This window comes from Breznakia pachnodae (assembly GCF_030814225.1).
Classification (GTDB): Bacteria; Bacillota_I; Bacilli_A; order Erysipelotrichales; family Erysipelotrichaceae; genus Breznakia; species Breznakia pachnodae.
Genome location: NZ_JAUSUR010000009.1, coordinates 80,914 through 94,416, shown reverse-complemented (window position 1 = coordinate 94,416; position 13,503 = coordinate 80,914). Strand labels below are relative to the sequence as shown.

Annotated in this window: 5 protein-coding genes; all 5 read left to right on the top strand. The window is 32.0% G+C overall.

Annotated elements, in window-relative coordinates; all coding sequences use genetic code 11:
* Positions 1-59 precede the first annotated feature (59 nt).
* Complete coding sequence (locus J2S15_RS19025) at positions 60-1,346, top strand: RNA polymerase sigma factor (protein ID WP_307411622.1); 1,287 nt, start codon at positions 60-62, stop codon at positions 1,344-1,346.
* Positions 1,343-2,500: a hypothetical protein gene (locus J2S15_RS19020; RefSeq protein WP_307411619.1), complete on the top strand. Its 1,158-nt coding sequence runs from the start codon at positions 1,343-1,345 to the stop codon at positions 2,498-2,500. The genes J2S15_RS19025 and J2S15_RS19020 overlap by 4 nt, the downstream gene beginning before the upstream one ends.
* 23 nt (positions 2,501-2,523) lie before the next feature.
* A complete protein-coding gene (locus J2S15_RS19015) occupies positions 2,524-9,708 on the top strand; it encodes an SdrD B-like domain-containing protein (protein WP_307411616.1) in 7,185 nt (2,394 codons plus the stop codon).
* 145 nt (positions 9,709-9,853) lie between these two features.
* Positions 9,854-11,767 (top strand): BglG family transcription antiterminator, encoded by a 1,914-nt coding sequence (locus J2S15_RS19010; RefSeq protein ID WP_307411614.1) that lies wholly within the window; start codon positions 9,854-9,856, stop codon positions 11,765-11,767.
* 102 nt (positions 11,768-11,869) lie between these two features.
* Entirely contained in the window at positions 11,870-13,492 is a 1,623-nt protein-coding gene (locus J2S15_RS19005; RefSeq protein ID WP_307411611.1) for a PTS transporter subunit EIIC, read from the top strand.
* Positions 13,493-13,503 lie beyond the last annotated feature (11 nt).

Here is a 13,503-nt window from a genome sequence, read left to right as displayed (position 1 = left end):
CCTTTTTTATTTAAGACAGTGTCTTACTTATGAGAAAGGTATAGAAGGCGGAGGTAAATATGGATATTAGGAACAGAGAAGCTGTGCTACCATATGTAGAGCAATTTTTAGAGGGCGATCTAGAAGCATTCTCTTTTATATATAAAATCTATAAAGATTCTGTATATTATTTTGCAGTATCAATCACAAAAAATACTGCAGATGCTGAAGAGGTAGTCCAAGAGACCTTTCTTAAGGTATATCATAAAGTACATCAGTTAGAGGATTTAAGTAAATTCCATTCATGGATTTTTTCTATTACTTATAATACAGCACTTAATATGAATCGAAGAAAATCATATACATTAGTAAGCTACGAAGATACTGTAGCCATGGGTGAAGATGATAAGCAATTGGAAGGTGCGAGTGAAGATTACGACAAGAAAGAATTAGTGGAAATCATAGGTGAGCGATTCACTCAACTACCACCTGATTTATTTGCGGTTGCGAAATTGCGATACTTTGAAGAACTTAAAATCAGAGAAATTGCAGACATCTTAGAGGTCTCAGATACGATTATCAAACGAAGATTGAGAAAAGTGAAAGATTATATGATACCAGAACTTCAAAAACATGGGATTACTCCAGAAAAATATTTTTCGTTTGGAAGTATTCCAATTATTGCGAAAGGTCTGGAATATTTGTACTCACAAAATACGATGCAAGCAGATTTCAATAAAGAACTTCTTGCACAAAGTGTTGTTGAAGATACAGTACCTAAAAATCCTAAATCAAGCAAGATTTTAAAGTTAGTTGCAGTAGGTGCAGTAGGTATGATTGCGGTTGGAGCGGTAGGCATCTCTCAATCAACACCAAGTTCATTAACAATTGAACAATTAACATATAGTGAAGAACCTACCAATCAGCCAGTTGCTGTAAGTGTTGAAATGAGCAGAAGTCCAAGTAATGATTCACTTGATGTTTATTATGAAGATGAACCAGTCTATTTTGAAGTTGATGGAACTACTCTTACATTCTATGCCAATAATAATGGAAGTTATAAGGTTCAAACTAGTGATAGTGAAAAAACATTCTCAATAGACACAATTGATAAAGAAGGACCAGAATTAATGAATGCAGATTATGATGGTAACATTCTAACCTTAAATGTAAATGATCACCATAATGATATTGATTATGAGAAAAGTTACATTGAATATCAAGATGAAAAGTTAAGTCTTGATAAATCAATGAGTATAACATACGACTTTGAGGGCGAAGTGAAGATCGTTTTATATGATGAATTTGGTAATGAGAGTACTTACCAATTAGATATCAGTAAACTGTGGAAAGAAAGTGCACTATGAAGAAAGTACTTTTATTACTTAGCATAATACTTGGTATAACAGTATTCGCAGATACCACAACTGCACAGGAACAATTAGGTATCAAATGTGAAGTTCAACTTCATCTCGATGAAGATGGAGTTTATAAAGAAATTCATAAAGGATATGACTTTTCTTCAATGAAAGAAAAACAAAAAGCAAAACTAGTGGTCACTCTTATAAATGAAGATTCACCAAAAAATATTAAAGTTACAATCCCAAAAATGAATGGGATTTCAATTGAAAGTAAAACCGAAGAGATATTTATTAAGGATTCTATAACATTGGAATATGAAGTTATCATCGATCCTACATCATCCAGAATAACAGTAGCAGTACTTATAGATGCAGTTGACGAAGAAGCCTCACATGACTTCTATTATGACTATAAAAGTAGTTATGAAAAAGAAAACACAAATTACTATACTGCATCTTTTTATGGGATTAATGAAACACTTATTCAAAAGTATTTATTGAAAGAAAATGAAGAAATTCCATCTCTTGTATATTATCCAATTGGCTATGAAATTACTGGATATAATACGAAGAAAGATGGCTCTGGAGAGTTCTTTAAAACCCATGAAATAAGTGAAAATGAAATCTATTATGCAATCTATGAACCAAAAGCATATAAGATTCATTATTATGTTGATGAACAACTATATGATACAAAAGAAGTCGCATATGGAAATGATGCGACTTACATTACTCCGCCAACAAAAGAAGGTTTGGAGTTTGTGATGTGGTATGGAAAACTTACAAATATTAAAAGTAATGTTCATCTTTATGCAATCTATAAAGATAAACAAAACAATTATTATGCAAACACAGAGGAAAATGAAGTAGTTGTAATACCACTAAGTGAAGTGCAGGTACAACAATTACTAGAAATAGCAGTATCTAGTAAAGAGGTGAAAGCGAATAGTGAAGATAGTGTAGATAATTTCCTTCGAAGTGAAGATGGAGAGCAGTATGTGATGATTGATGAAAATGGAAATCTGATTTATACCGATTTAGAAATGGATTTACCAGAGCAGACATCATCATCTTACTTATATTACTTCTTAATTATCATGGGAGGAATCATTCTTATTATTTGTATGTATCAAATAAGAAAGAAAAGTAGAAAGGTTTAATAAGCAATTTGAAGGAGGGCAAAATGAAAAATTTTAAAATGAGCAAATTGTGGAAAGTGAGTTTAGCACTACTAATATCTTTAACAAGTATTGGTACGTTAGTAAACTCAGTCGATTTATTGGCAAGTGAAGAATTTGATGTTAGTGAAACAGTAACATTAAATGATGAAAAGACACAGGCGACAATTACTTTAGATATAGATAATATTAATGAAAATTATTCAATTCAAAGTATCGAAAATCCAGAAGGTGCAATGATGGATATAGCAGTGAATCCATCATATGTAGTTGATAAGAATGGAACATATACATTTAAAATCAACTATGTTGATAATAGTTCTGAGGAAGAGGAAGTACTAGTATATGAAAAAGAAGTAACAGTAACTCAGTTTGAAACTAAAAAAGAAGAAAAACAAACACGAGCAGTTTCGAATTCAAGTGGTGATAATTTAACTGTTGAGTTTATGAGGGATAGTGGAAGCAACATAGATTGGAGCGATACTGCTCAACTTGATTGGAATTATTATGATGAGGAAAAAATAGAAATAACTTCTGTTTTTTCAGAAAAAGGGATTACAAAAACAAGAGAAATATATGTAGATATACCGGATGGTTATAGGATTGTTGGTTATTCAGCAAAAACTGGAACTACTTCACAAAATGGAGAAGTTATATTAACAACTACTGATGAAGTACAACAAGTAATGAAAAGTAGCACTCTTACCTCACAAAATGGTGGAGTGTTTGGCAGTGAACAATTAACTGGGTATATGAGTAATAATAATACAGCGTTTACTGACTCTAAGAAAAGTGGGAAAATTAAATATGAATTTAATTCCGAAGCTGATGTAGTTGTATTAACGATACGGTTGGGTATAGATACGAAGTTGAGTACTTTTGAAGATACTAGAACATTGTATTCAGATGTATTAGGAACTACAAGTGTTGGTATATCTACTGGGCAACTGTTAAATGATTTGAAAGTAGAGATGGTATCTGGAAGTGAGACACTAGAAGAAAGCGTAAAAGCAAATGTGAAGCAGACAGTAACAACTTTAAATGCAGCAGGTAGTGGAACAACGACAACATATATTGATGATGATAATTATTCTACAGTAATTCCTGCATTCTCAAATAGTCTTCAAATATATAATTATGGTGTACATAGAGTAAATATGGTCTTTGATGAAGTAGTTATGACATATACATATCCTGAAGGAGCAATATTTACAGGCATGTCTTCTCCTACATCAGCTTTTATAGAAGCTACTGGTGCAACTTTTGTACATGATGAAACAAATAGAGTAATTATAGTAACCTATAAAAAATTCCAGACAGGTGGTGGTGCAGGTACGATTTATCAACCCACGTTTAAGTTAGATGGAGATTTTTATGGATTGAGTGATGGAAAGAAAAAGTCAGTAGTTTTTAATGCAACAACTGCATTTAAGTTTATCGGAACTGATAATTATATTGTAGATAAAAATCGTAGCCAAGTAGTAACCCTAGTAAATAAGAATCAACCACTAAAACTAACGGGGTATAATCAAAAAACATATGATTACTATGCAAATGGTTATGATGGATATCAATATTTAGGTAATCATTCTATTGAGAATCCAGCTTTTGTTGATAATGAAAATGCTGAATTTGAATGGGAATTCACAGATGGTTTAGGCGTTAAAATTGTAAGATTTGGCATGATTAAAGATACAGCAATAACAGATGTAACAGTTTATACAACGAATCATCCAACAGGTATATCTATTGCAGATATGAAGGTTACGGGAAGTGCAGGAGAGGGTGCGATTATAGATGCTGATATATTGGGGCTAGAAGAAAACGATTATATTATAAAAGTAACAGGAGAAATTGATAAGATTGCAGCAAACACAGGCAGAGGAACAGAATGGGCAACTAAGATGTATGGTTGTGCAGCTTATGGAGTTATTTTAAACGGTAGTGGAGGAATTAATAAACTAACAGTAGATGGTGTTACATCAGCTGCAATAACAGAAACCACTAGTGAAAGATATTCTAGTGTTGGGGGTGTAAAAACAAATGCATTTGAAACTGCATATTATCCAGGAGATAAAATCCCTGTATCTCTTACTTATACAATGTCAAGTGATTCTTATAATCGATCAAAAATTGTAACTGATGACTTTCTTCAGGATCCTACAATTTATATTCGTGTTCCAACAGGATTTTCATTAGATGAAAATAGTGTAAGCTTTGATTATCTAGGGGATGTAAACGATTTAATTACTATGACTGGAAAAATAACAGCAGATGATGGTTCTCTAATTTATAAATATGAATTTAATAAAGAATATTCTGCAGTAATTGGTAGACTATGGAAAGGTGGGACTGGAAGTTACAGTACAGTAAACCCTTTTAATGTTTCATTTGATTTAATTGTATCTCCTACTAACCGTGGTACAGCAAACTTACCACTTCAAGATTTTGTTATGATAGAAGGTAAAGGTGATTTTGTTGGGTATGACGGCACAAGTCGTTATATACGCAATGATGATTTTGAATTAACATCATCTGGCAATAATTTATTAGTTCCTGATGATTCAGTTACAATTTCAGTAATTAAATTGTCAGAACTTCAAGTATCTTCAGGAATTCGAGTAAAAGATTCAGGGGATGACTATTATATTTATAATGGAAATGATAGCTCGATAGCAGGTCTTTCAAGAACGAAAAGTGCAGAAGTAGAGGTTTCTTACTATAATAATGCACAAAGTGCTTTTGAAAGAGCTAGTATATATTTCCCAATTCCTAAAGTTGGGAAAGATTATGGATCTTACTTTAATAACAAAGCAATATCAGATCCAATAAATAAGCCTGAACCCTCTCCTTTTACATGGAGTGTAAATTTAACTGGAGAAATTACAGTACCTGGATTTACTACGCTCTATGCAACTGATGGCGCAATCAATACAAGTACTAATGATGGTTCATTAAGTTGGGAAGCATTTGAACCAGAAACTGGATGGAAAACATATACTCAAGTATCAGATAAATTGGATAGTGTTATTTTCCTAAAGTTTGTATCAAATAATCAGATTGATTCAGGAGATGGTGGTTCTTTTAGTTTTGAATTAAAAGCAGCAACTGATTCACCAGTAGATGAAGTTAACTATTGGCGGACATATTCTAGTGCACAGCCTCTAGGAACTATGAAACAATCCTGGGTAGTAGGTTCGGTATTGGCAGGAAGTTTATCAGTAGGAGAAATAAGTGGATTAGTGTTCTATGACAACAATGCAAATGGTAAATATGACACAGGTGATACGCTATATAATGGCAGTGAGTTAACAATCAATCTAAGTGAAAAAGATGGAAAAATATCTACAACTACACTTGCAATTGGTAGCGATTCGACTTATTCAATAGAACGATTGAAAGAAGGAGAATACTCAATTAGTGTTATTAATACAAATACAACAGATTATCACTTCTCAAAAACAACAGTTAGTACAGATACAGTTGTAGGAAGTAATGTTACTGCAAATGCAGCACATTCTGAAGGTAAGTATACAGGAATGGTGATTAAGGCTGGCGATACAGAAACTTATGAAAATGTTGGTATTGGATTAATATCGAAACTAGATACTAATTATGAATTTGAAGATCGAGTAATGGGTGATACTTCGTTAAGTGGAAAAGCAAAACTAACAATATCAGGTTCTCAAATAGAATATGATGGAACATTAGTAAATAATACATTCCCACAAGAAACATTCTCAACTACATCGACTGTAAACTTACCAGATGGAATGGTTCATCTAGGATGGCAACTATATAGTGTAGACAGTAGTACTCTTAAAAAGAAAATAGGCAATGTGATTTTACCTGCTGATCTTAAAGATACAGCAGTACCTACAGTAGATAGCGGTTCTAGTTTACTAGTAAAAGCAGTGGTAAGTTATGGACCAACAGTAACAACATCAGATCTTACAAAATATGTAGGGGATAATGTTAACTTACTAGATGGAATAACAGCTGCTACTGAAAGTAGTGAAACAATTACATTAGTTACAGGATTGTTAGGAAATACAGAAGTGACACAAAGTATTCCAGTAACTGATAATAATGAATATAAAACGGCTGGTACCTATGAAGTAACTTATAAAGTAAAAGACCTAACAACAGGTTCTTATACAACTGCAAAACGTTTGGTAAAAGTTCATGAAGCACCAACAGTAAGTGCAACACCACAGGAATATACATTAGGTGATGCATCAATTATGACAAATGTATTGGGAAACCCAAGTGCAACATGGAAAGAAGCACAGCCGACAGTTGGTGATGCAACAATACAAACGATTAATGGACCAGCAATTACAACGGACGCAGTGAATACAATCAAAGCGGAAATCAGTGGACCAAGTAGTGACTTCTCAGTTACTGGTATTCATACAGTTACTTATATTGCCACAGATGTAAATGGTAAAACCGGAAGTAAAACAGTAGATGTACTTATTAAGAGCGATACCTATACACCTGATCCAACAGGTATAATTGGAATCGATGCAGATTACTTTGTATTGGAAAATGCTGCTGCGAAAAATCTGACAGCAACAACTGCAAAGTCAGATGTAAATGGAAATACAACAGCATTTACTAAAACATTTGATGAATCAACTGTGCAGATTGGTTATGCAACAATTAATCGTGATGATATTAGTGTAGACAATACACAATTAAAAGCAATAAATGCAGTTGGAGTAAAAGGTGGAATATTCAATCTTACTTACTCGGTTGCCAAAGATAGCAAAAATGCAGAAATTACAGTAAAAGTATTTGTAAAACCAGTAAACTATGAAGAAAGTGATGATGAAAGTTTAATTATTACTGCCAATGGTTTTGCGATTAATTATGAAGATGCAAGTGCATTTGATGATGCGCAGGCAACTACATTAGGACTACCTGTTGCATACAAAATCACAAAAGATGCACAAGGTAAGATTACAGATATCGAAACAGTAACACCAATTAGTGTAAATGCAACACATATTAGTGATATCCAAGGAGCACCAAAAACTGGAGGTACTTATGATTTAGAGTACTCAGTGAGTGATGGAAGTGAAGTTGCTTCTATTACAGTGGAAGTGCTTGTAAGACCAAAGGATTCAGTAGAAGATGAGGATTTATCAATTACTGCATTTGGATTTATTTTAGAAAATAGCGAAGCATCTTTATTAGATCAAGATGATGCAAATACAAGAGGAAACTCAATTGCATATAAAACAGTCTATACAGATGGAGAAGTAAGTAGCTATACTAATATCTCAGATAAGATAACAGTAAATAGTGATGATTTAGCTAAGATTAATAAAGCAGGAGAAAAAGGTGGTATCTTTGATTTAACTTATACAATTAAGGATGGAAACAATACAAAGACAAAAACGGTTGAAGTACTTGTGAAACCTCTTAATAGTGATGAAAGTCCAGATGGAAGATTGATCATCAGTGCTAATGGATTCGCAATTAATTATGAAGATGCAAAAGGGTTTGATGATACACAAGCAAGTACATTAGCACTTCCTGTCGCATATAAAATAACAGTAGATAGTGATGGGGACATTACGTCAATTGCTGAGTTTACACCAATCGAAGTAAATGCGACTCACATAAGTGATATTCAAGGAGCACCATTTACTGGAGGAATATACGATTTAGAATATTATGTAAGTGATGGTAGCGAAGTGGTTTCAACTACAGTACGTGTACTTGTAAGACCTAAGAATCCGATAAATGATGAAGACTTATCAATCTCAGCATTTGGATTTATTCTAGAAAATAGTGAAGCATCACTATTAGATCAAGGTGATGCAAATACAAGAGGAAATTCAATCGCATATCGCACAGAATACATCAACAATGTAATTAGTGATTATATTAATATCTCAGACAAGATAACTGTTGATGAAAAAGAATTAGATGCAATTAAGAATGCTGGTGCAGCAGGAGGAATTTTTGATTTAACTTATACAATTAAAGATGGAAAAAATACTCAAAGCAAAACAGTACAAGTGTTGGTAAAACCATTAGACAGTGTAAGTGACAGTAGCGAAAGCGTTGTTATTTATGCAAAAGGATTTACTCTTGAACATGAAGAAGCTATAGCATTAAATGATGCAGAAGCAAATAGCAAAGCATATACAATTGCATATGGTATTACGTATGATGAAGATGGAATTATAACTGATATTCAAGATATTACAAGCAAGATTACAATTGATGCAACACAGTTGTCAAATATTCAAAATGCATTAACTGCTGGTGGTATCTTCGATCTTACATTTAGTGTAACAAATGGTACAAATAGTGTATCGATTGAAGTTCCTGTATTAGTAAATCCAAAGTATATGAAAGAAAAAAGTAACATTGTATTAGGTGCTGAAGGATTCTCTTTAAAGAATGAAGATGCTGCATCACTAGATGCAGAAACCGCGATTCTTTCAGGATTTGGAAATGTATCAGCTTATAAATATGTATATGATGCAAATGGAAACTTGATTGGATATTCAGATATTACCTCTAAAATTACAGTGGATGCAAAAGAACTGGAAGCAATTAATAATGCACCAGCAGAAGGTGGAATCTATGACCTTACATTCTATGTGACAGATACGGTAATGATTGATGGTAAAGAGGTTGAGGTAACTGTAGAGAAGACAGTAAAAGTTACGGTGGAAGGAACAAGTACTCCTCCAGTTGTGGAATTACCAGATGGTGATAACCTAGCGATTACAGCCAAAGACTTTACAGTTGAAAATGCAGATGCAGCAGGAGTTGATAAATCAACTGCGATTGCATTATCAGAAGCAGAAGCCTGGTTATTAAAGAAAGGTACACAAGTAGATGTTTCAGTAGATGAAGCAATGTTGAAGGAAATTCAAAATGCACCAGCAAATGGTGGAGTTTATGACTTAACATTCTTCGCTACGTATACTCCGCTTACAAGAGCAGAGGAGGCATATACACTTGAAACAACAATTAAAGTAACTGTATTACCTCTTGATGAGAAGAAGCCTTCAACGGCTCCAACAACACCTACAACTTCAAATCCTTCAGTTGCAGGTAGTGGAACAAACACAGGAGATACAACAAATCTGAATATGTATATTGGATTGGCATTTATCTCATTACTTGTGATTGTTGGAAGAAAATTAAAAAAAGAAAAATAATAATAATTATATGAAAGATAAGAGTTCTCAATAGCAGAAGTCTTATCTTTTGTTATTATGATACTATTCTCTCAGTTTTTAGAAATGGACAGTTGATTATTAAAAAAAATATTATATTATTAAGGAAAGGACTTGAGGTAATCATATGGATCGTAAATATTCAATTGTTATGAGTTTAAAAGATGGTCAGATAATATCTTCCAATGACTTAGCAACTAGATTTAATGTTAGCAGTCGCACAATTAAAAATGATATTTCAGAGATTAATTTATTGGATCGAAATCTTATTATTTCTTTGAAACAGGGATATAAATTAAATGAAAACTATAAAGAAAGTGATATAGATGCATTTTTAAATTCATTAGAAGAAACGCAGTATAGACACATGAAAATTGCGGCTGATTTACTGTTAGTTGAAGATGTAACTACTTCGCTATATGACGTTTATGAACTATGTGAGAAGTATTATATTAGTCTTACAACACTAAAAAGAGATATAAAAAAGATCAATGATATTATTTCTATTTACAAAGTTCTAGTTAAAACGAAAGGCGATAAATTATCGATTGAAGGCGATGAACAAGATATAAGGAGGGTAATCAGTTTCTTATATTCCAAAGAAATTACAAATCAAGAAAAGAGTTTAGATAACTTACAATTACTATTTCCTGAATATCAAATTGATACAATAAAACAAATTATTGATTTAAGTTGTAAAAAATTCCACTATTATGTAAATGGATATTCAATGTATAACTTAATATTAGACATTGTTATAAGTATAAGAAGAATAAAGAGTAGCAGTTACACGAAGAAGTCTAAGGAAATTACTCAAAAAGAATCAAAAGAATATTCAATAGCAAAATACATTGCGAAACAATTTGAAAAAGAGTTTGATATCATTTATACAGAAGCAGAACTCTTAGAGTTAACAGCCATGCTAATGAGCTATATTTTAAAGATTAATTTCAGTTCAGTAGAGTCAGACGATTTAGAAGAATTTGTAGGTAGAGATTGTATAAATCTTTCAAAGAAACTGATTTATAGTATTGAACCTATTTTATCAGCAAATGTGAGAAGTCATGATTTTTATATTAAATTCACAATGCACATTCATAATCTACTTATTCGTGTAGATACAGGTTATATTAAAAAGAACCCACTTACTGATAACATTAAAATAAAATCATCTATGATGTTTGAACTAGGTGTCCATATTGCAAATGAATTATATAAGATAAAGAAAATAAAAATTACAGATGATGAAATAGCATATATTGCACTACATCTTGGTGGAATCCTAGATGAGGAAAATCAAAAACATAATAAAATAAAAGTAGCAGTGGTTATCCCAAAATATTATGATTTCAGTGATTTATTTATAAGAAAAATAGATGAGAATTTTTCTAGTGAGATGAATATTGTAGGTATTTTTGAAGTGGATCAAGTACCTGAAGCCAATATAGAAATGATTATTTCTACCATTGAATTACCAATTCAACTTCGAAAGAAAGTTGAAAGTATGATTTTATCACCATTATTACCAAAAGATGAAATTAGAGAAGTAAAGACAATGGTGGAGAAAGTTCAAAGAAAAAAACAAGCTGATAATTTTATAGAAACGTTTAAAGAATTAACAAGTTCAAAATTAATTAAACGTAATATGAATTTTCAAAATGCAACTGATATTATTTTTTATTTAACTCAGTTCTTAGTAGAAGAAAACTGCGTTGAATATAATTTTGTTGATGAAGTACTAAAAAGAGAGAAGTTATCAAGTACAGCATATGATAAAATTGCTATTCCTCATGCATTAGAAATGTCTGCTAAAAGAACCGCTATGGTTATCTTGGTTAATAAAAAAGAAATAGATTGGTTTGGAAAGTCAGTTAATATTGTTATTCTATTTTGTGTGAATAAACAGGAAATTTCATTGTTTAGAATGATGTTTCAAGAACTAATTGAAGTCTTGGATGAGAAAACCGTGAATGAAGCAATTGATTGTGAAAGCTATTCAGAGTTAATAGATTTATTATATAATGTGCGATTATCACTATAATTTCACTACATGGGGAAACAGGTTGGTTTGAAAATAGACCAATCTTTTTTTATATTAGAGTTGACAAGACTTGCAAGCGTGTCAACAAAAGAGGTGAGAAAAATGAAAATCTTATTAGTTTGTGGTGCTGGGGCATCAAGTGGTTTTATGGCTCAAAGTATGCGTAAAGCTGCTAAAAAAAGAGGATTAGAAGTTGAAATTATTGCAAGAAGTGACGCAGAAATGCTAGAAAATATTAGTGATGCTTCCATTCTTTTGGTTGGTCCACATCTTGCATATAACAAAGAAGGTATAGAAAGGGATATTTCAAGATTTGGAATACCTGTGATGTTTATTGATAAAGAAATATATGGATCTTTGGATGGAGAGGCAGCACTAGAAAGTGCACTTCAGAAAATGGATGAATATGGTAGTACTGATAAGAAGAAGGTTACTACTAATGCAAAGGATAATAAAAAAGTTATCGAAGAAAAGCAAGACAATAAAAAAGGATTCTTTAACTGGGTCAACAATAGTTTGGCTCCTAAATTGAATAATATTTGTAAGAATCATTACATAGCGTCAATACAAGAATCTATTATGAGTGTATTACCAATGATTATGGTAGGATCAATTTCATCAATTGTTGGAGTAATGAGAAATTTCTGGGATTGGGTACCTGATGTTTCATTATTAAATACATTCTCATTTGGTCTTATTGCAATTTTTATTGCATTTCTAATTCCATTGAAAGTATTGGAGAAAAAATCGTATCAGAAGCTAAAATTATCTGCATCTGTTACCAGTGTGGCAGTATTCTTCTTAATTGTAATGCCTGAATTTAATGATGGTACGATATCATTTGTTCAAGATAAGATAGGAACAGGTGGGATGATTGTTAGTGTATTTGTTGGAATATTTGTATCATTTATATTTAGTTTTGCATCAAAACACTCATTGTTTAAAGAAGAAACATCAATGCCTGATATTGTAGTTACTTGGGTTGATGCAATGCTTCCTGCAATAGTTTGTTTAACACTTGGAATATTATGCTACAACTATCAATTTGATATTTATGCAATAATTCGTTCAGCATTTGAACCAATCGCATCAATAGGACAAACATTGCCAGGATTTGTATTGATTAGTTTCCTTACATGTTTCTTATATTCATTTGGATTTACTTGGATTTTGTTTCCAATTGTCTGGGCAATCTGGATGGATGGAATTGCAGCAAACGCAGCTGCAGTTGCTATTGGTGAAGCGGCAACCAATATTACATTGATGGAGTCATTCCATGGAATTATGTATATTGGTGGGCAAGGTGCAACTTTAACTTTAGTAATATTAATGATATTTTCAAAAAGTAAGAGATTAAGTGCAATTGGTAAGGTTACAATAGTTCCCTCAATTTTTAATATTAATGAACCTGTGGTATTTGGAGCACCAGTAGTTTGGAATCCATTATTAATGATTCCACTTTGGTTAAATTCAATTGTATTGCCTTTGATTACTTACTTCGTATTTATGATTGGATTAGTTCCAATTCCACATCAGCCATTTCAACTTTGGTATTTGCCAATCTATATACAATCGTATTTTGCGACAGGAAGTGTTGCTGGTGTAATTTTATGTTTATTCTTAACTGCAGTTAGTTTTATGATTTGGCTTCCATTCTTTAAATCATATGAAAAAGAAGAGGTGTTAAAAGAAAAACAAGCAGAAATAGAACAAAAGTATAGTTAGAATAGAAAGGA